The following is a 22,561-nucleotide window of genomic DNA, read 5'->3' as shown; positions in this document are numbered from 1 at the left end:
TGCCGGGCACATATGCAAAGTTCACGATTGCCACGTTCGCAAAACGAAGGCTTGAGACTTACGAAGTTTTAAAAACTTCGTAAGTCTGGGATTTACAGATATGTCATTGTGGGTAAATGACATCAAAATAAAAAACTGTCATCCTGAGGAACGAAGGATCTATTCGCGAACTTTTCTATCGGTCATGCACAGCTGATAGATCCTTCGTTCCTCAGGATGACAGGGAAATTGAAGAGAAGAACATTATAAACCGATAAACATGCAATTAGAGAAGAGCATAATCGAAGAATATAACCATCAGCACCAGGCAGCGCACCAACGCAAGTTTGATTTTATTGCTGCTGATGTAACCGGGCTGGATACCATCCTGAAAAAACTGGTTGATTTTAATATAGCTATACCAAGCTGGGCTTTAGGTACTGGGGGCACACGTTTCGGCAGGTTTTCTGGCGGTGGCGAACCGCGCAGCCTGGAAGAAAAAATTGAAGATGTGGGTTTAATTCATGCATTAAACCGCAGCAGTAATTCAATTTCACTGCACATTCCCTGGGATATCCCTAAAAATGCGGATGCTATTAAGGCACACGCTGCACAACTGGGGTTGCATTTTGATGCGGTTAACTCCAATACTTTCCAGGACCAGGCAACGCAGGAACTGAGCTATAAATATGGCTCATTGCACCATGTAGATAAGGCTGTGCGAAAGCAGGCTATTGCCCACAATATCGAAGTTATTAAGTACGGTGTCGAACTGGATTCAAAAGCTTTATCGGTTTGGTTATCTGACGGATCAAATTTCCCGGGGCAGCTAAACATGCGCGGCGCTTTTGAGCGTACGCTGGAAAGCTTACAGGAAATTTATGAGGCCCTGCCTGCCGATTGGAAAGTTTGGGTTGAGTACAAGCCTTACGAGCCTAATTTTTATTCGACAACTATTGGCGATTGGGGTCAATCGTACCTCCTATCATCCAAATTAGGCGACAAGGCTCAAACCCTGGTCGATTTGGGGCACCATTTGGGCAGCACCAATATTGAGCAAATTGTATCTTTATTGCTGATGGAAGGCAAGCTGGCCGGCTTCCACTTCAACGACTCTAAATATGGCGATGATGACCTTACCGTTGGCAGCATCAACCCATACCAATTGTTCCTTATATTTAATGAACTGGTAGAGGGTATGGACGCCCGCGGCATGAACCATGCAACAGCCATTGGCTGGATGATTGATGCATCGCATAACGTGAAAGACCCTATCGAGGATCTGATCCAATCGGTAGAAGCCATTAAAATTGCCTATGCACAGGCCTTATTGGTTGATGTAACTGCGCTAAAACAAGCGCAACAGGATAACGATGTGGTTAAAGCACAGGAAATATTACAGCATGCTTACCGCACTGATGTACGCCCGCTATTAGCCGAGGCTCGTTTACGCGCGGGTGGGGCGCTGGACCCTCTTGCCTTGTACAGGGCACAGACGGTACGTAACCAATTGATTAAAGAACGCGGAGCAAAAGCTGTGTCAACCGGATTATAATATGGCGCAAATACCCGTTATAGCTGTTTTTGATGTGGGAAAAACCAACAAGAAGCTGTTCCTGTTCGATGAGAACTACAAGATAGTTTTTGAACGCACAGCCCGCTTTACTGAAACCCACGACGAAGATGGCGACCCATGCGAAAACCTCGATAGCCTGCGCCTGTCGGTATTTGATTCGCTGCGCGAGATTTTTAAGCATAAAGAGTTTGATTTAAAAGCGGTCAATTTTTCTACCTACGGCGCAAGCTTTGTTTATGTAGATGAAGATGGCACCCCGCTAACCCCCTTGTATAATTACCTTAAACCATATCCGCCAGAGCTGAGCAGGCAGTTTTACCAAACCTATGGCGATGAAGCGCGGTTTGCACGTGAAACTGCCTCGCCGGTTTTGGGTAACCTCAATTCGGGTTTGCAATTGTACAGGCTTAAATACCAACAGCCGGAGGTATTTAAAAAACTTAAATACGCCCTGCACCTACCCCAATACATGAGCTACCTGTTAAGCGGCCAAATGGTTACCGATTTAACCAGCATAGGCTGCCATACAGCCCTTTGGAACTTTGCAGGCAATGATTACCATCAATGGGTAAAAGATGAGGCTATACTACCTAAAATGGCCCCGTTAAAACCTGCCGATAGCATTTTACCTTCTGTATTTCCGGGTACCACTTTTTGTGTGGGAGTTGGCCTGCATGATAGCTCGGCAGCGCTTATCCCCTACCTGGTAAGTTTTAACATGCCCTTTGTGCTCATATCAACCGGCACATGGTCTATTAGTTTAAACCCATTTAACCAAACACCCCTTACTGCTGATGAACTAAAAAACGATTGCCTCAACTACCTGCAATACAAAGGCAGCCCGGTAAAAGCATCGCGCCTGTTTACAGGGTACGAATACGAGCAACAGGTAAAGCGAATTGCAGACCACTTTAACCAGGATGTAATTGTTTACCGGACCATTAATTATGATACAGCTGTAGCCGCAAAGCTAACCCGGCGTGATAGCGCTTTAACAAGTAACAAAAAGGATGGCGAGCTACAAAAATCAGCTTTTGAACAGCGGGATTTAAATGATTTTGCCGATGATATTGAAGCCTATCACCAACTGATGATAGATATTGTTAACCAGCAAACCATATCAACTAACTACGTATTACAAGGCTGTAAAGTACAAAGGATTTTTGTTGATGGCGGGTTCAGCAAAAACAGCGTGTTCATGCACCTGCTGGCGCTGGCGTTTCCGCAACTGGAGGTTTATGCCGCATCAATGGCCCAGGCTACAGCTGTGGGCACGGCTTTGGCTATCCATTCCTGCTGGAATAGCAAAACACTGCCGCATGATTTGATTGAGTTGAAGTATTATTCGGGAGTTCAAAATGAGGTTGCTTAACACCCCCCATGTCATTGCGAGCGCAGCGTGGCAATCGCGGACTATGTATGCATTGCGAATATGCATTGTCCGCGATTGCTTCGTTCCTTATAATGACATCGATATAAGTTATTGATTATCAAACGCATTTTTTATTCCCCTCTCGAGAGGGGGCGGGATTGGGAGTGCGTTGCAGGGGTGTGTTTTTCCGCGTTTCATTGCGCATGCATTAACACACCCCTCCGCCCCTCTCAAGAGGGGAATCGCACATTTCCACCGCTTTTTTAAAAGGGATCCGCAAAATTTTTCGTCTCTACATTAAGCCCCATTTGCAATCATGTCATCTCCATTTTTTTCAGGTTTACCTGATGGATACTCGCAATGACATAGTTTTAAATCTTCTTCACCTATTTTATACCTCCTTCACCAACCCCACTATATCCCCCACAATCCCGGCATCTTTAATAATCCTTTCGTGCCCAAGTCCAAAATATTCGTGTGTAACAATCTCCGGGTTAAAGGTCAAAAACTCCTGCAGATAGTCATAAGGCGATACCTTATCTTCCTTATCAAAAGCCAGCCAATGCTTTAGTGCCCCGGTTATATGTTTGGTGTTGATATCAAAGTATGAAGCATCCAGTTCAAAAAGCTCCCTGAAACTTTCAAAAAACTTTTCCTGCGCCGATAACGGTACTTCGGCGGCATTCATCGTGGCTTTAAAGTTTTCTTTAAGTTTAATTAATGGGGCAATGCTTATCTGCAGGGCCGGTTTAATATTAGTTTCGTTTATGGCGATCACGTTGGCCATAGCCCCCAATGAATGGCCTATCATAACCTCCGGTGCGCCATACCGGCTGATAATCGCCTCGGCAGCTTTTGCAAATAGTATCAGGTTGGATAGTTCTCCTTCCGAACTGCCATTACCCGGCGCATCAAAAGCAATGATCTGGATATCGTCAATTGCTTTTAACCCGGTTATCACCTCATCAAAATCAATGGCTTTTGATCCCCAGCCATGGCTTATCAAAACCTTTTTACTGCCATCGCCCCAAATAAAACCATTAAAGTTTAATACCGATTTTGCAAAATGCGGATCATCAACCGGCAATGTAAACTTTTGGGCTTCATCTAACAATTGCTGTTGCTGTAACCTCGGCAGCATTTTGGGCGAATAGCAGATGAGTTGCCAAAGCATATCTGTTAAATCAACATTTTCTTTATTCTCTAAAGCGAGGATGTGGCGGTGCAATAGTTTTAGTTTCTTCATTTGGCGGGTAGCATGTTTGGAAAGCTAAGGTATTAAAACATTGCATCCGAATCACCTGCTACCGGCTCAGAAACTTACGAAGTTTTAAAAACTTCGTAAGTTTGGTATAACCAGTTAAAACTTCTCCTTTATAAACCGGAACTCCTACTTCCCCCTCCCCAACCACAACAAACTATTGATAAGCAACTGGTTTTGCGTATCGTTATCAAAAGTGTATGATAAAGTACGGTCGGTTCCGCCATCATAATCCATATCATTATGGCCCATATTAAAATAAACCATACGGTATTTTTTGTTTGTCCATACAACAGGATAATAGCCGCTGTGCCAAATCTCATGGGGTTTAGGACCATTGCCCAGCGGGAAACTGGTTGAATCCACGGATAATAAAATATCGATATCCGGATTTTTACGCAAATCATGCTCCCAGCGGTACCACTCGTTGGGTTGCGTTTTAAAAGTTACCGGTATGCCTTTGGTTACCGGGTGCTTGGCATCCTCAACCCTTAAAATAGCTGCTGTAGGGTGCCATGTATTGCTTGCATACTGCCCCGATCCCAGGAACTCATTGTGATACCAGTTCCAGTTTTGAGGATAATCTGATGGTGTAAGCGCAAAGGCCGAGAAATGGAACCCCATCCAGCCGCCGCCGTTTTTCATATATTGTTCAAACGCTGCACGTTGTGCAGGGTCATCCGGCCGGGTATCTAAAAACAACACTACCTGGTATTTGGCCAGGAAAGCAGCATTCATATTACTCCAGTTACTGGTAGAATCATAAGTAAAATTGTATTTTTTGCCCATCTCCGGGAAACGTTTATTGGCCTCGTGCATAAAACTGATGTGCGCCTTATCGTTACGACCGGTATAAAAGGCTATTACTTTAAAAGGCTTATTATTTTGAGCGCAGGCCCTATAAAAACCAAGGCAAACGATACACAGTACAATTACGGGTACAACAAGTTTTGAAATACGGATAGTCATGGTTGATGCTTTGGTTTATTTGGCATAAAACTAAGTCATTTTTATTTAAAGTGGATGGATGCCTGCCTGTTAAGCAGGGAAATCGCTTTTAAAGCGAAAGATAAAAAGGAGGCACCTACGGAGCCAAAATTGTGTGGGTGGATGTAATGCTATAAACACGTGACTCCGCTGGAGTCGAAGGCTCCGGGTTTATAACTCCAGCGGAGTTTCGTGTTTATAGTAAAAAAAACAATAGTTTTAGGCTCCGTAGGTGCCTCCTGTTTTAAAAGCGATTTCCCTGGCCTGTTAAGATTAAAGTAGGCGTCCCATGAGCCACAAATCGATGAAATCTAAACTAAAAAAACAGCCGCTGCATGAATGCAAACGGCTGCCCTAAGCTATTGTCCCTGATTTCATAACTTATTGTTCAAAAGTATCCTATCTACAATTTAAAACAACCAGGGGTACTACGGATTTACCATTCGGGTTTTACGGTTTTATAATTGGGGGATTTTACGCGCAAACACAGTTGCACCCAACAAAGATGCCCGGCCCGGGATAACCGAATATCCGGTGTATAATTAACTACAAGCCAAAGTAGTCGTCGATGCCTTTACCTATTAATTGCAGGGGAATTTGCCGATTGCCGAAACGGTGCTCAACCACCTCCCAGCAATTGGCATCTGCCTTGATTATGGTATGAAATGAGGAGTGGCTAAAAACGCTAAAAACCGTAGTTTTGCCAATAGCCGACTGGATAATCTTATAGGTTCTTTTATAAACTTGTAGTTCAAATGATTCCATTGTATAGTTTACCAAAACTATTACGCGGAGTACTTATATGCAAGCGTAACCACCCCGTGTTTTAACCCATAGCGCAGTAGGTGTTTTAACGGGGTGCCGGGATGAATCAGAAAGGCATGGCCCGCACCAATTTTAAAATATTTTGTTTTACCGCCGGGTCATTATCGATAATTTGCTCCAATTCCATGTCAGATGCTACATGTACAATTATAAAATTGCGGGCCTGGTTCCAAAAGTTGCCGCTTAACAAAACTTTCCCATCCCTTTTAAGGTGCTGATAGTAAGCGGCACGTTCGGCCATGCAGGTATCATTAACCTGGTTTTCTTCAAAAAACAACATTACATGGTGCGGATTTTTATAGGCTGATGCTGGTGTCATAAATAATGAATTAAATTTTAATTGATATTATTACAGGTTACCTCGGTAAGTATATTACCAGGGGCCTTAAAATAAAACCCGTACCCGCCGCGCATAGGGGCCGGGGCCTGCCCTACTTCAAAACCATCCTGTAAAAGCCGGTTATGTATAGCAGTTACCTGCTCCCGGCTATCTACAAAAAAACCGATATGAAAAGCATCAGGAAATGTGGTGTTGCCGTCGCGGTTAAAACTATTGGCCATTAATACCAGCGTAAACCCATCGGTTCCCTGTAATATGGCAATCAGGTTATCTCCTTTTTTGCCGGTACATTCAAAATCAAAATATCGTTCAAAAAAAGCGCAGCTGGCGGCTACATCGTTAACAGGCAGGTTAATATGGTTAAGTTTCATAGGTATTTAGTTTTTATTGTCAGAAATATTCATTGTTATCAGCCACTCTTTTTTATGGTTTAAGCGCTTTTAAAACCAATTGCAGCGTTTGCATCATCAACTCCTCGCTCAGTTTAAAGCTGCTGTTTACATAAGTACGCCCCTGGAAATGGAATTTTATCAGCTGATATAAAGGGGCAAAAGCAATTGACCAGTACACCTCAAATGGCAGCGAAACAATCTGCTTTTTTTTTATGGCATTTTGCATGAACGGGCCTAACACCGACCCGAAGTTTTTTGTGATGGTTTTAGTAGCTTCTTCATAATATTGTGTATAGCGCATAATTTCAATAAACTCCATCTCGAGCGGGAAGTTTATAAAATATGCCATGCGGTTGCGCCATTGTATTTGTAACCCTTCGGCAAAGTCCATTTCCGGGCTAAAATCTTTAAAGCTGTAATCCATCATTTTGCCGGCAACTTCTATACCCAATTGAACTATCAAATCGTCTTTATCCTTATAATAAATGTAAATGGTAGCCGGCGATACACCCGCTGCCTTGGCAAGTTTATTTACACCAAAACCATCAACGCCATGCTCAACTATCATTTCTATAGCTTTTTGGCGTATCAATAACTCCTTGTTTTCATCGCGCGGTCTCATGCAATAAATATAAGTGAGCGTTCGCTTATTTAAAAATATATTTTTCTTTTTTTTCAATATCAAAATCCCTCTTCAAAAACTATTATTTTGCACTATGAATATCCTGCGTTCCCTTGTAGTTTTCATACTTGCCGGTTTGTGCGAAATTGGCGGCGGCTATCTTATCTGGCAATGGTTAAAACAAGATAAACCACTTTGGTATGGTATTTTGGGCGGCATTATACTGGCGGGCTACGGCATAGTAGCAACATGGCAATCGGCAGGCTTCGGCCGGGTTTATGCTGCTTATGGTGGTATTTTTATACTAATGGCGCTGATATGGGCCTGGCGGGTTGACGGGTTTAAGCCCGACAAGTATGATATAATTGGCGCCCTGGTAGCTTTGGCAGGTGCCTGTATTATAATTTTCACGCCACGCACCAAATAAACACCGGCAGCACCTTTCAAAAACCGGCCGCATACTTTAGGCTGATTAATTAACAGCACAAGGCCCCAACCACATAAAATATTTTATTTAAAAAACCCCAGAAAGGCAAACAAAGTATGTTTTGATTTGTACTACAGTTAAATTTTAATTATTGTTTAAATAATAACAAAATAATCACTACCTTAGTATAATCATACTAAATGTTAATAATTATGGAAAAATTAATAATATTGAGAATGTTTTTTTGCTTCCCGCTATTTGGGTTGCTATTGCCGGACGCGGGCATTTTACTGACTAAAAACGCGGGCAGTATACCTTTAAGCCACATCGGTATTGAAATCGGGCTCATTTTTTGCATCCTGGTTTGTACTGCTGTAATCACTTATGGTAAAAAAAGGGGCCAAATATTGGAAGAGTAATACAAAACAACTCTTTTGCCCGAAAACTATCGCCGTTAATTTGGTACTGTCCGCGCTGCTCAACAGCGCTACTGCAAATGGGGCTATTATGCCCCAAATTTCCTCCACACTTTATTTCCATGGGTATTTTAGCGTAAATTTTAATACATTGGCTTTCGGTATGGCCTTTGCTCTACCGTTATCGGTATTTTTATCGACATTTGATTAGCAGCCATTTCTTAAATGAAAAAAGTCCTATTCCTCCTACTTTTACCCATTACTACATTTGCCCAAACAGCAGGCACCTATATTCAAAACGGAAATGCCAGGGCTAATGAAAAAGATTATAAGGGGGCTGTTCAGAATTTCACCCGTGCCATCGAACTAAATGATAAAAGCAGCGATGCCTATTTCTATCGCGCAAATGCAAACGGCAACCTCCGCGATTTTAAATCGGCTATTGCCGATTACGCCAAAACCATTACACTAAAGCCTGATTTTACAACCGCTTATTTTTATAAAGCCAACGCCGAAAGCAACATTCAAAACTACCAGGCAGCCATTGATGATTTTAACAGGGCGATAGCATTGGGGCCAAAAACAGCCGAAATGTTTCTTTATCGCGGCAACGCAAAATCAAACCTTAAGGATTATGCCGGCGCCATTGCCGATTTTACTATAGCTCTACAATTTTCACCCAACAACGCAGAAATTTACGAATACCGCGGCCTTGCTAAAAACAACAAAGGAAATTATGCTGCCGCTATTGACGATTACGATATCGCCATTAAATTAAATCCTAAAAAAGGCGCCGTTTACGGGTACCGGGCCGGCGCAAAAGCCAGCATAGGCGACCAAAACGGAGCTGTGGCCGATTATACAACGGCCATCAGCATGAACCCGCAAAACGGCGAGGCCTATCTATATCGCGCAAACGCCAAAGCCGAACTACAGGATTTTAAAGGAGCTATTGAGGATTATAAAATGGCCGCCTCTATAAACCCCGAACTCAAAAACGTATTTCTTTACCTGGCAAACGCCCAAAGCAAAATGGGCGACAACAAAGGGGCGCTTGATTATTTTAATAAATCGATTGCACAGCACCCCCAGTTTGCGCTGCTATACCTGTATCGCGGTATTGTTGAAAGCAACATGAAAAATTATGCCCCCGCTATGGACGATTTTAACAAGTCGATTTTGTTGGGTAACAAAACCGCCGAAGCCTATCAAAGCCGTTCATATGCAAAGCTATCTGCAGGCGATGCTTCCGGGGCCAAGCTGGATGCAGATACCGCGATAGCTATTGACCCTAAAAATATTATTGGCTACATAAGCCGTAGCAAAGCAAAACTGGCCATGAAGGATACCACGGGTGTAATGGCCGACCTGGCCCTGGCCATAGCTATCAACGGCAAAAGCGACGAGGCCTACCTGGTACGCGGCGACACCCACCGCGACCTTGGCGATATGACAGCCGCTATAAATGATTATACAAAAGCCATACAGGTAAACCCTAATTACACCTATGCCTATTTAAACCGCGCTATTGAAAAAGATAAAATGAATGATAAAAATGGCGCGGTAAAGGATTTTGAAAAACTAATAGCCATAGCGCCTAAAAAAGAAGAAGCATATATGCGCCTGGGCAAGGTGACCGATTTTTATAAATATACGCCCAACGGCATACAGCTATTTACAGCGGCCATTACCTTAAACCCGGCCAATTCAAATTTTTACCTGCACCGTGGCGAGGCCAAAGCTGCAGCAGGCGATATTCCCGGCGCCATGGCCGATTATAATGCCGGTTTAACCAAAGACCCTAAAAACACGGCCATATTGCTTAAACGCGGGTTGGTTAAGGCCGGCAAAGAGGATTACACAGGCGCCATGGCCGATTTTAATACATCGCTAAAAATCGATTCTACATCTGATGCTGCCGCGTTACCCTATCAAAACCGGGGTTATGTAGAAACCAAACAGGGTAATTATAAAGCCGCGATGAAAGATCTTGACAAAGCAGTTTCGATATTCTCAAACGAAGAAACGTTTTTATTCAGGGGCGATTTAAAACTCATTTTAAAAGACTATGCCGGCGCAGCCGATGATTATCATAACGCCATTTATATTAACCCTGCTTATGCAAAGGCACTGGCACATAGCGGTATTGCCAAAAGCTACCTGGGCGACGCACCAGGTGTTAATGAAGATTTTACGGCAGCCCTAAAAGCCGACCCAAACAACGCCGATACCTATACCGACCGCGCCGCAGCCAAAGTAAATTTAAAAGATGCCACCGGCGCTGTTGCTGATTGTAACCAGGCCATAAGGCTTAACCTTAAACACGCCCGCGCCTACCTGCAACGTGGCCTGGCCAAAATAGCCCTTAACGATAAACTGGGCGCCTGCGCCGACATGAACAAAGCCGCCGAATTTGGATCGAAAGAGGCGCCGGCTGTTATAGCTAAATATTGCAAATAGCTGATGGTTCATGGGTCGTGGCAAAAGTTTACGATAATATCAACTTGCTAAGCTTAGATTGACTTCAGCATTTAGCCTGGAGCTCGAGATAAAAAACAAATGGCTTTACTGTCCACTTAACCCATTTATTACAACCTGCGCCAGGCAACCTCGGCAATAACAGCCTGCCCGCCCTGGGTGGTGTGCGTTACCACATATTTAATTTGACTGCCCGTATAGGTGTATGAGCGCTTTTGTACAGTACCCTCCCAATTAGGGAACGATGCATGGGCTATGTTAAAAACAATGGTTTTGCTTTTTTCATCAACCAAATACCTGCCAAAATGTGCATTGCTGCCCTGCACCATTGCAGCATTTTCTTCGGGTGTACTCTTATTTTTATCGCCCGATGCAACCTGCGGCCGTAATGCTTTATAAATCTGGATGGCGTAATTTCCCTGAGCATCAAATATCAGCAGCCCCTGCGGGTTATCGCCATAAGGATGTATCCTGTTGCCATCCGGGTAAATATTATCAACAGATACAAGCACCCAGGTACCTGTTAACTCATCGGTTAATGGCTTCTTATTTTCCTGGGCATGCAGGTTAGTTGCTGCAAAAACAACCAGCAGCATAAATGTTATTTTTTTCATGATTTTTGTTAATTTTTTATCTCTTAATGTTCTATTTGTATAACTTAAATGTCTATATAGTACATCTAAATTCGTTCTGACGATGCAAATTTATACAGACTTTGGCATGCATATCCTGTAAGTTTTTTCACTAATTCTGTATTTTTGAAATAATGAGAAAAGAGAATTTATACCGTCCGTTTGAAGTTGATTTTAAAGTACTGGAGCATTTTCCCAGGGTAACAAGGAGCAACAACTTTTTTGAGCTGATATATATTGTGGATGGCACGGGTGTGCAGTTCATCAACAAAAACAAATTCAATTACCGCAAAGGAAATTTGTTTTTATTAACCCCGCAGGATACACATTCATTTGAAATAAATACGGTAACCAAATTCTTTTTCCTGCGGTTTAATGAATATTACGTGCAAAACAATGCAACAAAAGATAAAGCCCTGGTACAAAGGATGGAGTATATCCTTCAAAATGCAAGTCACCGGCCGGGCTGCATTTTAAAAAACAAAGTTGATAAGCCGCTGATAGCCAATTTGATTGAAAGCATTATCCAGGAACAAACAAATCAACAAATTTATTGCGATACCATTATTACCCAGATAGTGAATACCATTATCACGATAGTTGCCCGCAACATAGCACTAAAACTCCCTAAAAACATTAAGGAAAATACAGGCGAAACAGTATTGGAGATTTTGCATTACATACAGGAAAACATATTCGACCCCAAAAAGCTGCGGGCCGAGAACCTGGGCCTGCATTTTGGCATTTCGTTAAGCTACCTGGGCCGGTATTTTAAAAAACAAACCGGCGATACGTTACAGCAGTACATTTCGATGTATAAAATAAGGCTGATTGAAATGAGGTTGTTACACAGTGATATGCGTATAAACGAAATTGTTAACGAACTCAATTTTGCCGACGAAAGTCACCTCAACAAAATATTCAAAAAATATAAAGGATTGAGCCCCACCGAATACAAGAAGCAATTTTGCTGATAATATATAGAAGCTAAAAGCAGAATGCACAAAGCTTAAAGCTAACTCATTGATTTCTATTTGATAAAAGAATATATGTGAAAATTAATTAATATATCTTAGAACCTGTCTAAATTTGATTTAGATTATTTATGTCACATATAGAAATCATTGCCGTTGACTTTAGTCAACGGAATAATGACTAAAAGGCAAATGGCTTTAGCCAAATTCCACTGAATAATTTGGCTAAAGCCAGCAATGATACCTTCTTTTACCGTTGACTAAAGTCAACGGCAATAAATAAAACTCGCTTTTAGACAGCTACTTATACATCACAGAATATAAATGAAAAAGCCGGGCATCTTCACGAAACCCGGCCACTATATTTTTGAATTTCTACTTACTAAACCGCTTTTCTATCATTGCCCTGCAGCTGTTGGCGTAATTCCTTTAGTTCCATTTCATAAGCGCGCATCCTGGCTTGAAGAATATCTACTTCGGTACGCATCATTTGTATTTCGGTAATGAGCTTGGCCGACTCGGGCTTATTGATTTTTTTTTCGCCTGTACCAAGAATGAGCCATTCGGGTGAGTATTTAAGCTGGAAACAAAGTTTACGGATAAGGTAATAACTGATGTCCTGCTTTTTGTTAACCACCTTGCTGATAAAACCCTGGTCGACACCGATAGCAGTGGCTAAGCCCATTTGGCCGCCATGTTCCTGTACAATTACTTTTAACCGTTTTATTATTGCTTCGTCAGACATATTATGCCTGCAATAATAAACAATTTGTTCATTAGTTTATTAGTCATTGGTTCATTGGTCATTGGAACGCGGGCATAGTGGGCATGCAGGACAAAAAGCTTTCCGGCAGGAGAGTACCAGACTTACGAAGTTTTTAAAACTTCGTAAGTCTTCCGACGACACTAATGAACTACAGAAGGCGCCTACCCTATTTGCAAAGCGATACTAATGAACCAACAAACTAATGAACTTCTACCGTGCGCAATAATTCGCTGAGGTGTTTATTGTAGGTGGTAATACTTATCCGGCCTGATTTATAATCGGAGGTAAATTTCTGAAGTTGCTGTTCGGCATTTACGGGTGCAGCGGTTTTACTGAGGGCCTTATTTAACCTATCCAGTTTTTGGCCAAGGCTTTGCATCAGCAACAATGGCTCAACATCGCTGGTTTGATGTAGCATTTTATTTACTTTACGGCGCTGTTGTTTATCAAAATGTAATATTAAAAATACAGCAGCCGATCCCAGGATTGCGAAAAAGTAAAAAGCGTCCATAACATTAAAATAAATTTGAATACTGATGTTAATACGCTTAATTGAAACTATTGGTTACGGCTTATTTAATAAAAGTTGTTAACAGCTTAATGAATGGTTAAATAAAGGCCCTGCCCGGCACTATTTAATTACTTTATTACGCCGTAATTTAGCGCAAGGGTTTTTAAAATTTGCTTTAAAAAGCGGTACTTTGTATTGACTTAACATGGCGAAAACAAACACCATTTTAAAACGCTTATAAAACTATGAAACCAGGAGATAAGGTAATTTGCATTAACGATAAGATAGATCCCGAAAAAAGCGAAGAGATACGCCGCGATTTTGAGATTTGGATAACCCGGGATAAGGAATATACCATTCGCGAGATACTGGATAATAATGGCATTGTTACCGGCGTATTGCTGGAAGAAGTGCACAATTTTCCCAAATTTTTTAAACTGATAAACCGTTTCCAGGAACCAGCGTTTGCCCAGTGGCGTTTCCGCAAACTCAATTATGCCAGCCAGCCCGCAGAGGTGCTAAGCGAGGTAGAGGAGTTGATAGAGCAACTGGAAAAAGAACAACAACAGGTAAAAGTAAAATAAGCTAACCAGCCAAATTGATTTTACCAGGTAACCTTTTAAAAAATCCATGCTTTTTAGATTGACAGGCAATAAACCCTGCATAGTAAATATTTACCGTGCAGGGTTTAAACGTTTTTAGCTGTTCCCAAAAAATAAACCGTAATAACAATGCATTCGCCCATGTTTAAGTTATTTAACATATGCTTAAAATGCCAATTAGCATATATCAGTCGTAATTTCCGGCGGCTTCTGTTTCTACAAGTTGAGTAAGTATAGCTTTTAATGTTGCTTCGCGCGCCCATTGCTGCTCAACGCCCGAAGCATCCTGCTGGTACCATTTAAGCGGGCTGTTAATTTCAATACGGGCTTTATAAACAAAATTTTTCGTGGGGTGCATTTTACTGCCCTCGTAGCTGTTCAGGTTCTCGGCCTTAATGATCTTTGCAAAGTCGCGCCCTTTTATATCAAGCTGCAAGCATTCATCCAGCGAATTTTTAAAATCCTGCTTATCCTCCAGCCACAGGATTAGCATGTCGTCGGCAAACTCATGGTCGGCAATGGCTATGCGGCTATAATTATAATCAACAGATATGATCATCCACCATAATTGGTCTTTTAGTTTTTGTGTAATTTTCATTTTTTTATTTAGTTTATTGGTTCACTTTTTTTGGTTCATTGGTTCACTTGTTCATTAGTTCATTGGTCGATTTTGGTGAGACCTGCCATCGTAAAGAGTTGCAACTGCTATCTACAAACTGCTATCTGCCAACCGGCAACTGCAAACTGCTATCTGCCAACCGGCAACTGCAAACTGCTATCTACCAACCGGCAACTGCAAACTGCTATCTGCAAACCGGCAAACCGGCAACTGCAAACTGCTATCTGCAAACTGCTATCTGCCAACCGGCAACTGCAAACTGCTATCTGCAAACTGGCAACTGCTATCTGCAAACCGGCAACTGCAAACTGCTCACCGGAAAGCGGGCTGCCAGCCGGGGCTGTATTTTTGAATGGCGATAATCTCTTTACTAAGTTTTTGGCAGGCAGCCAGGTAAGCCTGGTAACGCAACAGCGGTTCGGGCAAATCGCTGTTATCATTATTGGATTGTGATGAAAATGCTGCCGTTGCATTTGGTTGGTTTAAGGCTGAGTAAGCAATATGCATATGAGTAGATTTTTGGATTATTGTAGATTCTTGTTATTAATTGATTAAATATTTCTGTATTAACTTTCTTTAAATTCTATGTAATTAAATTTGTTATTGATTTAATTTATCTTAAATTAGCAGAAGAGAACAGGACAAATATAAAGAATTATCTTTAACATAATCAAGAAAAATCTGTAAATAATATTTATCATGGATAATGCATTAAAACCAAACAAAATCAAAACCATTCGCCCGGAAACGTTGGAGTTTATTATATTATATACTCAATTGAAAGGAAAAGCATTTGCCGGCAATGCGCAGCTTGCGGAGGCGTTAGGCTTTAACTCGCCCAGTTCCATTACCGAAATTGTAAAAAGCAGGCAAAATATCGATCCCGATAAATTCAGAATTTTTAAAGAAAAGTACAAGGAATTCATATCAGGCAAAACAACAGCATTAAATCAAGAAAAAAATACAGAAAATAAAGCAAAAGAAGGGATTCCGATGTATGAAATTATTGCAACCGCGTCGGGCGTTGAGGTGTATAATGATATAAATGATTCCCAGCCTGTGGGGCGCATGAACTTTCCGGGTATCGAGGATTGCGATTTTGCATTACCCGTTTGGGGGCACTCCATGTATCCGTACCTGGAGAACGGATGCTGGGTAGCCTTAAAAATAATTCACGATAAGAAGATATTACCCGGCGAAGTATATTACATTGAATGGGGCGATTATCGCATGTACAAAAGGCTGCTGGCCGGCGATAACCCGGATGAAGTGATAGCACACTCAGATAATACTACCGAGATGGTGGGTAACCGCCTTAAGTATGCCCCCTTCCCTATCAACGTTGCCGATATCAAAAAGCTTTGCCTGGTAAAAGACATTCATAAAAAGCATAATCATTAATAGGAAAAGAACTTGTATGCAGAATTTCAAATTTCAGATGTACAGATTTGGGGTATGCAGATGCTGCATTCAAGCTAAAGGAGGGCTCATTCTGAAGATGATACAGTCGAGGTCTGTCTTCACACTCTCAACCAGTTCGTCAACTTCGGCCTGGGACAGGCCTTCCCTGAAATCGTCCCGGCTGGTATTACTTAAATATTGCAGGTAAGGAGTAATCATAAGGTTGTGCTTTTTATTTAAACGATTGCCGTCATAAGCCAACATTTTAAACAATTTATCAAGGTGCACGAAGTAATTGCGCTTAGTTAAACCCCCGATATCAGCCGATTCCTTTTTTATTTGTTTCAAAAATTCTTCGGGAATCATAATTTATTATTTACCTTTAATGCCCGCTATTTATATACCCTGGCAAAGATATAAACAAACGGACTACTACCCTGCAACAATCGAATTTATATTGCACCGGTATTTGTACTAAAATAAAAGCTTAAACCTTTATAAAATTCCTAAAAGTTGTATAACAATTTAATAAGCACTTCGTTTATCTAATATAGCAACACATTATGGCAAGCAGGGCATCACAATTTATCTCCGACCAACTCAGCGTTGGCAGTGTCTTGCAAAATATTCTTTTTTACGGAATGCTGGCTTTTTTAGTTTGCCTGGTAATAACACAGTTGCAAACTAAACATGCCCATGCCCGGCAACGATCAATTTCTAAATAAAACAACAATCCACCATTTACGCGGCATACCATAATAAATTTCTTGTAGTGCTTATACCAGCACCTATAACCAGACTATACAAAAGCTATTCCCAAAATTGGATACATTGCCAGGGCTAAGATTTTATTACTACGAAAAATGGCTTGATTAAATCAATTTGTTAACAGGTAAAAATCACCCGGCAAATTCCAATAAATACCGTGACTATCGGCTATAAACCACTTAATAAGGCCCATTTAGGCCATAGTTATTAACATTTGACCAATTTATTAACACATACTAAATATTCGTACACAATAACCATATATTTATTTCAGCCAATGCCACGGTTGATACTCCAAAACCGGGCAAACTAAAATTATAAACGAAGAGAAAAGAATAAAGATGGATCCTGTAATGTCGCTTTTAATTAGTGGTATAGTTGCCGCAATTATTTTAGTAATCTTTAACAAACAACAAGTTAGTAAAGTAAGTAACAATATCTATACCGATGATGTGCAACAACTTTACCTGCTTACCGCTGCCGAATATAAAATTAACGCGTTGGAAAACCAGCAACAGCTTAGGGAGGGGAAACCTGAAAACAAAACCACCGTTTTGCCAGAAATTGAGCTTGAAATAGCACAACTAACCCAGGCATTTAACGAAGGTAAAATTCAGTTAAATGAGCTGAATAGCAAACTTGATAACTTATTGAACAAATTCAACGTCAATAGCGCAGCCTTATCCCAGGCCTGTTAATTATCTTTACCAGGTTAAAAGCGACCTGCTTTAGGCGGCGGGCTTTGCTTGCTCTGCTTTTTATCGTGCTATCTTATGACAACTACATACCCGGACAATTTTGCCTGCCCTTTTTTGGGTTCGATAATATAATAGTACGTTCCGGATGGTACTACGCCGTTGTTGTAATTTCCGTTCCAGGCCTTTGTATAATCTACTGATCTGAATACCGAAATACCGTGACGGTTAAACACGCTTACTATGCAGCCCGGATAATTTGCCAGCGCAGGTATGTTCCAGGTATCATTACGGCCATCGCCATTGGGCGTAAAAGCATTGGGGATAACTATAGGCGCTATTATACAGCCAACTTCGGGCGTAAGGCTTATATCAATGGTATTTGATTGGGCCGGCGTGGGGGCAACACATTTGCCATAAGTAGTCATAGCGCAATACACCTGGTCGCCATCAGCTAACATTTTAGTAGTGTAAGTATCGCTGTTGCTTACCAGCGCGCTATTTACATACCATAAGTACGTTGGTGCACCGCTGCCTGTTTGATAGTTTGCCGGTGTAGGTGTAAAGGTTATTTCTTTACCCTGGCATACAGGCATGGGCACAGATGCCGCTATGGTAACCGTACTCACCTGAACAGGATCGGCAATAATATTGGCGGCTTCAGATACCGGCGAAGAAACAGGTGTACAACCATCATTATTTACAACCACGCACGTTACTTTATCGCCCCCGGCCAACATACTGGTGGCATATACACTGCCCGGATTATTAATTTGCTGCCCGTTTACCATCCATTGATAAGTTGGGATACTGCCCGCGTTTGTGGCGGTAGCGGTGAAAGAAAGCGCAGCTCCCAAACACGAGCTGATTGTCCCGTTTGGACTGATACTAACCGTTGGCGAAACAGCCTGCTTTATTAACACCTTAATTACATTTGATTGAACAGGCGCAGGCGCAACACATTTACCATATGTAGTCATAAGGCAATACACCTCGTCGCCATCGGTAAGGGCATTGGTGGTATAGGTATTATTACTGCCAACAGGGGCGCCATTTAAATACCAAACATAGGTTGGTAAGCCTTCTGATGTTTGATAGTTGGCAGGCAATGGGGTAAAAGTAACCGTGCTGGCTGCACATACGGGCATAGCCACCGATGAACTGATGGTTACAGTACTTACCTGCACCGGTGTGATAATGATATTTGCCGGCGCCGATACCGGTGAAACAACTGGTGTGCAGCCATCATTATTGATAACTGCACAGGTTACCACGTCGCCATTGACCAACGTATTAGTGGTATAAGTTTTGCCAGGGTTGTTAACAACCGGCAAGCCATTTAAAAGCCATTGATAAGTTGGATTAAGGCCTTCATTTACTACAATAGCCGTAAACACAAAATCACCGCCCGCACAGCCGCTAATGTCACCTGCCTTATCAATACTTACCGTTGGCGGGGCAGCATCGGGCTTATAAAATACCCTGAGTATATTTGACATTACTGGTGTACTGCAAGGCAGGCCCGCGGCGGTTACAGTACAGGTAACTGCGTCATTGGCTTGTAAAGTGCTGCTGGCAAAAACTGCGTTATCAGTTCCTGCATTTGCCCCGTTTACCTGCCATTGATAGGCGGGATTAAAACCTGCATTGGCTGCCGTAGCATTAAAAGATACCAACTGGCCGGCACATGGTATATTAACCTGGTTTATGACAACTGTTGGCGTTGCCGCGGGGTTAACTGTTACGGTAAAAGTAACCGGTTTACCGGCACACATTGCGCCTGTGGCCGAACTGGGCGTAACAGTTATGGTAGCTATTAAAGGCAAACTGGTTTTATTAACCGCTGTAAAAGATATATTTCCTGTACCGGCAGCCGCCAGGCCAATGGCCGGGTTATTATTTGTCCAGTTATAAACATCGCCGGTACCCGTAAAAACTATGGGTGAAGTTACTGCGCCATCGCAATAAGGCTGCGGGTTTGTAACCGGGTCAGCTACCGGTAATTTATTTACCTGGGCCGTAAGCGGCACATTAACATTTCCTGCACCGGCCGATGATAATATCAAATCGCCTGCATATGTTGCGGCTGGCGGATTGTCTTTTAATTTCACATACAGTGTTATGGGCTTAACTTTATTACCCTGCAATACCAGGAACATAAAATCACTATAGCCCGCCGCTGGGCTGGCAGATACCTGGAAACCGGCCGGAGGTGTAACATCTATATTTGCGGCTAAATTTGTACCCTCAACCGTAAACTGTAAGTAAGTTGAAGGTGAGCCCTCGCAAATATTTATATCTCCCGTTACTGCCGATGCGGTAATGTTGCCCACAAATTCTCTTACTTCAATGTTTAGGGTAAAACTGCTGCTGCCCCCTGCATTATAAGCTGTAACCTTATAATCGGTAGGTGGCCATAAAACTGTCGGTGTTCCTGTTATAATGCCTGTTTTAGGATCAAATACCAAACCGGCGGGCAGGGCCTTATCAATAATGTAACCCGTGGTTATTACTTTTTTTAAATAATTGCCGTCGAATTCAGATACAATCAAATTGCCATCGGGATCCAAAGTAATGCCTGCCGGGCTACTAAAATAAACACCTGTTCCAACTCCACTCTGGGTGCCCCTTGGCCCTCCGCCTGCAATGGTGGTAACCACCTGGTCGGGCGTTATTTTCCTTATCGTACCGTTGCCCCGGTCGGCTACGTACAGGTTTCCCGATTTATCAATTGTGATACCTGTTGGAAAAGCAAACTTTGCTGCCGCGCCCGTACCATCGCCGGCACCAAATGTACCGCTTCCTGCAAAAGTTGTTACATCGCCAAAAGGGCCTACTTTTCTTATAACATTGCCCCCTTGTTCGGCAATATACAGGTTGCCTGCGGCATCAACCACAATCCCTGCCGGCTTGTTAAAGCTTGCTGCATTGTATTTTCCATCCACAGTGGCTGCGGCGCCGCTACCCACAAATGTGTATACGTAGCCCGTAGGCGAAATTTTACGAATAAGGTTACTACCGTCAGATACATAAAGGGTACCGGCAGCATCTATAGCGATGGCGTTAGGGTTAATAATACTGGCAGCCGTACCTTGCCCATCCAGGGGCGTTCCAATTAATAAGCCGGCGGCAAACACTGAAATTGTTCCGTCGGGTATTATCTTTAATATGTTATGCCTTGCATAATTAGCAACATACAAATTACCTGCCGCGTCTCTGGCAATACCATACGGGAGGTTAAATTTGGGCGAAGCAAAATTAGGCCCTCCCGGAATTCCATCGGGCGCCAGGGTTGATACCATACCCTCCGGGGTAATTTTACGGATACGGTAATTATCGGCATCGGCCAGGTAAATATTGCCTTCGGCGTCGGTCGTCATTCCATACGGCTCTGTAAACTGTGCCTGGGTGCCATCACCATCGGCAGTGCCGTTTCTGCCGGTACCAGCAAATACGGTAGTTTCGCCATAAATTGTTGCAGGTACCTCGCCGCCGCTATTAGTTGGCTTTAACGGTACAATGGGTGAATTTTTTTTGTACACATTAGGGGTGCTGTAGCTAATATCAGGCGCACTAACCACCGGGGGCAAAGCATTGGTCTTTACCTTTATCATGAGCGGGAAACTACTTTCTCCACTTAAATTATAGGCCGTAACTGTATATTTGGTAAGCGCCGATACTTCTGCAGGGGTGCCGCTGATGGCCCCCGTTGCCGGGTCAAAAATCAATCCGGCAGGCAAAGGTTTATCAATGCAGTATCCGGTTACCTGTATTTTTCTTATTATATTATTGCCTTGGTCTGCTATAAACAAATTGCCTAAGGCATCAACGGCAACACCCAACGGAGCAAAAAACTTTGCTTTTTTCCCGATATCGTTAACCTTACCGGATGAACTGCCCGCCACGGTAGTTACCACGCCATCGGGTGTTATCCGGCGTATGAGATTGTTCCCCGTATCGGCAACGTATATATTCCCCAATACATCAATTGTTAAACCATTTGGCGACTTGAAGCTTGCATCGATGCCTTTACCATCAATAGCGCCGGCTATACTTTTGTTGCCGGCAAACGTGCTTACCGTACCATCGGGAGCAATTTTGCGGATTATAGAATTTCCGCCATCGGCAACGTATATATTACCTGCAGCATCTGCAACAAGTCCTGTAGGGACATTAAAACTTGCTGCTGTACCTTTACCATCCTGTGTTCCCCTGTTTCCGCTGCCTGCAAATGTAGTTTTTACGCCACCAGGGGTGATTTTTAAGAGAACGTGGTTAAAAGCTTGCGATATAAACAAATTGCCCAACGCATCTACAGCCACGCCATAAGGCTGATATATGCCTGTTGCAGCAGATGATACGTCTGCCGCCATGGTAATTTTCCTGATGCTTGAGTTTAAGCCATCGCCCACGTATAGATTGCCTGCCGCGTCTTTATTTATATATACCGGGACCGAGAACCTGGCGGCAATGCCTTTACCATCAACATTTCCTTGTGAGCCGTCGCCTGCAAATACAGACACTTCTCCGGCAGGCGTAATTTTCCTGACCTGGTGATTTTTAGAGTCGGCCACATAAACATTGCCTGCAATATCGGTAACAACACTTACAGGCACATGAAATGATGCCACCGCACCTTGCCCGTTTGCATTGCCAATAAGGCCGCTACCTGCCAAAGTACTGACACCTCCATATGCATTTGCCGGAACCACGCCACCTTCATTTTTAGGTTTTAATATATTTATAGTTTTACCGATTGTAAAAACAGGCGGAGCGGTGTAACTGATATCCGGGGGCTGGCCAAAAGATATGAATACCGTAAATAACAGTAAAACTATAATGGCCAACGCTTTTACAGATGCCCCCACTTGATTATGCTAATTTATAAGACAACCAAAGCAATAAGGGCTTATATGTA

Annotated in this window: 22 protein-coding genes; 9 read left to right on the top strand and 13 right to left on the bottom strand. The window is 42.6% G+C overall.

Going from position 1 to position 22,561, the window contains the following annotated elements; translation table 11 throughout:
* Window positions 1-259: 259 nt before the first annotated feature.
* Both AC1DXF_RS19960 and AC1DXF_RS19955 read left to right on the top strand, forming a co-directional pair.
* A complete protein-coding gene (locus tag AC1DXF_RS19960; protein ID WP_477450462.1) occupies window positions 260-1,534 on the top strand; it encodes a sugar isomerase in 1,275 nt (424 codons plus the stop codon).
* Window position 1,535: 1 nt separating this feature from the next.
* Window positions 1,536-2,927, top strand: a complete 1,392-nt coding sequence (locus AC1DXF_RS19955) for an FGGY-family carbohydrate kinase (protein WP_477450461.1) — start codon at window positions 1,536-1,538, stop codon at window positions 2,925-2,927.
* A 391-nt stretch (window positions 2,928-3,318) separates the two neighbouring features.
* On the opposite strand, the gene AC1DXF_RS19950 is transcribed toward AC1DXF_RS19955, so the two are convergent.
* The 6 genes from AC1DXF_RS19950 to AC1DXF_RS19925 form a co-directional block, all read right to left on the bottom strand.
* On the bottom strand, window positions 3,319-4,173 hold the full coding sequence (locus AC1DXF_RS19950) for an alpha/beta fold hydrolase (RefSeq protein ID WP_477450460.1): 855 nt from the start codon (window positions 4,171-4,173) through the stop codon (window positions 3,319-3,321).
* A gap of 144 nt (window positions 4,174-4,317) precedes the next feature.
* Window positions 4,318-5,157: a ThuA domain-containing protein gene (locus AC1DXF_RS19945; RefSeq protein ID WP_477450459.1), complete on the bottom strand. Its 840-nt coding sequence runs from the start codon at window positions 5,155-5,157 to the stop codon at window positions 4,318-4,320.
* Window positions 5,158-5,721: 564 nt separating this feature from the next.
* Window positions 5,722-5,940 carry a hypothetical protein gene (locus AC1DXF_RS19940; protein WP_477450458.1) on the bottom strand — a complete coding sequence of 73 codons (219 nt, stop codon included), beginning with the start codon at window positions 5,938-5,940 and terminating at the stop codon, window positions 5,722-5,724.
* 106 nt (window positions 5,941-6,046) lie between these two features.
* Entirely contained in the window at window positions 6,047-6,319 is a 273-nt protein-coding gene (locus AC1DXF_RS19935; protein ID WP_477450457.1) for a muconolactone Delta-isomerase family protein, read from the bottom strand.
* A gap of 17 nt (window positions 6,320-6,336) precedes the next feature.
* A complete protein-coding gene (locus AC1DXF_RS19930) occupies window positions 6,337-6,711 on the bottom strand; it encodes a VOC family protein (RefSeq protein WP_477450456.1) in 375 nt (124 codons plus the stop codon).
* A 52-nt stretch (window positions 6,712-6,763) separates the two neighbouring features.
* Window positions 6,764-7,354 (bottom strand): TetR/AcrR family transcriptional regulator, encoded by a 591-nt coding sequence (locus AC1DXF_RS19925; protein ID WP_477450455.1) that lies wholly within the window; start codon window positions 7,352-7,354, stop codon window positions 6,764-6,766.
* A gap of 94 nt (window positions 7,355-7,448) precedes the next feature.
* Here AC1DXF_RS19925 and AC1DXF_RS19920 point away from each other — a divergent pair, with 94 nt between their 5' ends.
* The 3 genes from AC1DXF_RS19920 (at window position 7,449) to AC1DXF_RS19910 (ending at window position 10,657) form a co-directional block, all read left to right on the top strand.
* The gene (locus AC1DXF_RS19920; RefSeq protein ID WP_477450454.1) at window positions 7,449-7,781 is read left to right on the top strand and encodes a YnfA family protein; all 333 of its coding nucleotides are present in this window, start codon (window positions 7,449-7,451) and stop codon (window positions 7,779-7,781) included.
* Between the two features lie 212 nt (window positions 7,782-7,993).
* Window positions 7,994-8,200, top strand: a complete 207-nt coding sequence (locus tag AC1DXF_RS19915; protein WP_477450453.1) for a hypothetical protein — start codon at window positions 7,994-7,996, stop codon at window positions 8,198-8,200.
* A 222-nt stretch (window positions 8,201-8,422) separates the two neighbouring features.
* A complete protein-coding gene (locus AC1DXF_RS19910; RefSeq protein WP_477450452.1) occupies window positions 8,423-10,657 on the top strand; it encodes a tetratricopeptide repeat protein in 2,235 nt (744 codons plus the stop codon).
* A gap of 128 nt (window positions 10,658-10,785) precedes the next feature.
* Here the strand turns inward: AC1DXF_RS19910 and AC1DXF_RS19905 are convergent, their stop codons facing one another.
* The gene (locus tag AC1DXF_RS19905; protein WP_477450451.1) at window positions 10,786-11,289 is read right to left on the bottom strand and encodes a lipocalin-like domain-containing protein; all 504 of its coding nucleotides are present in this window, start codon (window positions 11,287-11,289) and stop codon (window positions 10,786-10,788) included.
* Between the two features lie 152 nt (window positions 11,290-11,441).
* Here AC1DXF_RS19905 and AC1DXF_RS19900 point away from each other — a divergent pair, with 152 nt between their 5' ends.
* Window positions 11,442-12,281, top strand: a complete 840-nt coding sequence (locus tag AC1DXF_RS19900; protein ID WP_477450450.1) for an AraC family transcriptional regulator — start codon at window positions 11,442-11,444, stop codon at window positions 12,279-12,281.
* A gap of 382 nt (window positions 12,282-12,663) precedes the next feature.
* Here the strand turns inward: AC1DXF_RS19900 and AC1DXF_RS19895 are convergent, their stop codons facing one another.
* Both AC1DXF_RS19895 and AC1DXF_RS19890 read right to left on the bottom strand, forming a co-directional pair.
* Window positions 12,664-13,026, bottom strand: a complete 363-nt coding sequence (locus tag AC1DXF_RS19895; protein WP_477450449.1) for a hypothetical protein — start codon at window positions 13,024-13,026, stop codon at window positions 12,664-12,666.
* A 220-nt stretch (window positions 13,027-13,246) separates the two neighbouring features.
* On the bottom strand, window positions 13,247-13,558 hold the full coding sequence (locus AC1DXF_RS19890) for a hypothetical protein (protein WP_477450448.1): 312 nt from the start codon (window positions 13,556-13,558) through the stop codon (window positions 13,247-13,249).
* A gap of 245 nt (window positions 13,559-13,803) precedes the next feature.
* On the opposite strand from AC1DXF_RS19890, the gene AC1DXF_RS19885 reads away from it, so the two are divergent.
* Window positions 13,804-14,142 carry a hypothetical protein gene (locus AC1DXF_RS19885; RefSeq protein WP_477450447.1) on the top strand — a complete coding sequence of 113 codons (339 nt, stop codon included), beginning with the start codon at window positions 13,804-13,806 and terminating at the stop codon, window positions 14,140-14,142.
* A 205-nt stretch (window positions 14,143-14,347) separates the two neighbouring features.
* On the opposite strand, the gene AC1DXF_RS19880 is transcribed toward AC1DXF_RS19885, so the two are convergent.
* A complete protein-coding gene (locus AC1DXF_RS19880) occupies window positions 14,348-14,758 on the bottom strand; it encodes a hypothetical protein (RefSeq protein ID WP_477450446.1) in 411 nt (136 codons plus the stop codon).
* A 333-nt stretch (window positions 14,759-15,091) separates the two neighbouring features.
* On the bottom strand, window positions 15,092-15,286 hold the full coding sequence (locus tag AC1DXF_RS19875; protein WP_477450445.1) for a hypothetical protein: 195 nt from the start codon (window positions 15,284-15,286) through the stop codon (window positions 15,092-15,094).
* A gap of 192 nt (window positions 15,287-15,478) precedes the next feature.
* Between AC1DXF_RS19875 and AC1DXF_RS19870 the strand changes: the two genes are divergently transcribed.
* Window positions 15,479-16,180, top strand: a complete 702-nt coding sequence (locus AC1DXF_RS19870) for a S24 family peptidase (RefSeq protein ID WP_477450444.1) — start codon at window positions 15,479-15,481, stop codon at window positions 16,178-16,180.
* Between the two features lie 69 nt (window positions 16,181-16,249).
* Here the strand turns inward: AC1DXF_RS19870 and AC1DXF_RS19865 are convergent, their stop codons facing one another.
* Window positions 16,250-16,546, bottom strand: coding sequence for a hypothetical protein (locus tag AC1DXF_RS19865; protein ID WP_477450443.1), 297 nt, complete (start codon window positions 16,544-16,546; stop codon window positions 16,250-16,252).
* 755 nt (window positions 16,547-17,301) lie between these two features.
* Here AC1DXF_RS19865 and AC1DXF_RS19860 point away from each other — a divergent pair.
* Window positions 17,302-17,646 (top strand): hypothetical protein, encoded by a 345-nt coding sequence (locus AC1DXF_RS19860; RefSeq protein WP_477450442.1) that lies wholly within the window; start codon window positions 17,302-17,304, stop codon window positions 17,644-17,646.
* Window positions 17,647-17,714: 68 nt separating this feature from the next.
* Here AC1DXF_RS19860 and AC1DXF_RS19855 read toward each other — a convergent pair whose 3' ends face one another.
* Entirely contained in the window at window positions 17,715-22,511 is a 4,797-nt protein-coding gene (locus AC1DXF_RS19855; RefSeq protein ID WP_477450441.1) for an NHL domain-containing protein, read from the bottom strand.
* Window positions 22,512-22,561 lie beyond the last annotated feature (50 nt).

This window comes from Mucilaginibacter sp. P2_A5 (genome assembly GCF_056404995.1).
Note: the sequence above shows the minus strand (reverse complement) of the source record. Positions and strands in the feature narration are given on the sequence as shown.

What these genes read in the sequence shown, in the direction of transcription:
- AC1DXF_RS19960 (WP_477450462.1), top strand. Translation starts at nt 260, where the DNA reads ATGCAATTAGAGAAGAGCATAATCGAAGAATATAACCATCAGCACCAG.
- AC1DXF_RS19955 (WP_477450461.1), top strand. Translation starts at nt 1,536, where the DNA reads ATGGCGCAAATACCCGTTATAGCTGTTTTTGATGTGGGAAAAACCAAC.
- AC1DXF_RS19950 (WP_477450460.1), bottom strand. Translation starts at nt 4,173, where the DNA reads ATGAAGAAACTAAAACTATTGCACCGCCACATCCTCGCTTTAGAGAAT.
- AC1DXF_RS19945 (WP_477450459.1), bottom strand. Translation starts at nt 5,157, where the DNA reads ATGACTATCCGTATTTCAAAACTTGTTGTACCCGTAATTGTACTGTGT.
- AC1DXF_RS19940 (WP_477450458.1), bottom strand. Translation starts at nt 5,940, where the DNA reads ATGGAATCATTTGAACTACAAGTTTATAAAAGAACCTATAAGATTATC.
- AC1DXF_RS19935 (WP_477450457.1), bottom strand. Translation starts at nt 6,319, where the DNA reads ATGACACCAGCATCAGCCTATAAAAATCCGCACCATGTAATGTTGTTT.
- AC1DXF_RS19930 (WP_477450456.1), bottom strand. Translation starts at nt 6,711, where the DNA reads ATGAAACTTAACCATATTAACCTGCCTGTTAACGATGTAGCCGCCAGC.
- AC1DXF_RS19925 (WP_477450455.1), bottom strand. Translation starts at nt 7,354, where the DNA reads ATGAGACCGCGCGATGAAAACAAGGAGTTATTGATACGCCAAAAAGCT.
- AC1DXF_RS19920 (WP_477450454.1), top strand. Translation starts at nt 7,449, where the DNA reads ATGAATATCCTGCGTTCCCTTGTAGTTTTCATACTTGCCGGTTTGTGC.
- AC1DXF_RS19915 (WP_477450453.1), top strand. Translation starts at nt 7,994, where the DNA reads ATGGAAAAATTAATAATATTGAGAATGTTTTTTTGCTTCCCGCTATTT.
- AC1DXF_RS19910 (WP_477450452.1), top strand. Translation starts at nt 8,423, where the DNA reads ATGAAAAAAGTCCTATTCCTCCTACTTTTACCCATTACTACATTTGCC.
- AC1DXF_RS19905 (WP_477450451.1), bottom strand. Translation starts at nt 11,289, where the DNA reads ATGAAAAAAATAACATTTATGCTGCTGGTTGTTTTTGCAGCAACTAAC.
- AC1DXF_RS19900 (WP_477450450.1), top strand. Translation starts at nt 11,442, where the DNA reads ATGAGAAAAGAGAATTTATACCGTCCGTTTGAAGTTGATTTTAAAGTA.
- AC1DXF_RS19895 (WP_477450449.1), bottom strand. Translation starts at nt 13,026, where the DNA reads ATGTCTGACGAAGCAATAATAAAACGGTTAAAAGTAATTGTACAGGAA.
- AC1DXF_RS19890 (WP_477450448.1), bottom strand. Translation starts at nt 13,558, where the DNA reads ATGGACGCTTTTTACTTTTTCGCAATCCTGGGATCGGCTGCTGTATTT.
- AC1DXF_RS19885 (WP_477450447.1), top strand. Translation starts at nt 13,804, where the DNA reads ATGAAACCAGGAGATAAGGTAATTTGCATTAACGATAAGATAGATCCC.
- AC1DXF_RS19880 (WP_477450446.1), bottom strand. Translation starts at nt 14,758, where the DNA reads ATGAAAATTACACAAAAACTAAAAGACCAATTATGGTGGATGATCATA.
- AC1DXF_RS19875 (WP_477450445.1), bottom strand. Translation starts at nt 15,286, where the DNA reads ATGCATATTGCTTACTCAGCCTTAAACCAACCAAATGCAACGGCAGCA.
- AC1DXF_RS19870 (WP_477450444.1), top strand. Translation starts at nt 15,479, where the DNA reads ATGGATAATGCATTAAAACCAAACAAAATCAAAACCATTCGCCCGGAA.
- AC1DXF_RS19865 (WP_477450443.1), bottom strand. Translation starts at nt 16,546, where the DNA reads ATGATTCCCGAAGAATTTTTGAAACAAATAAAAAAGGAATCGGCTGAT.
- AC1DXF_RS19860 (WP_477450442.1), top strand. Translation starts at nt 17,302, where the DNA reads ATGTCGCTTTTAATTAGTGGTATAGTTGCCGCAATTATTTTAGTAATC.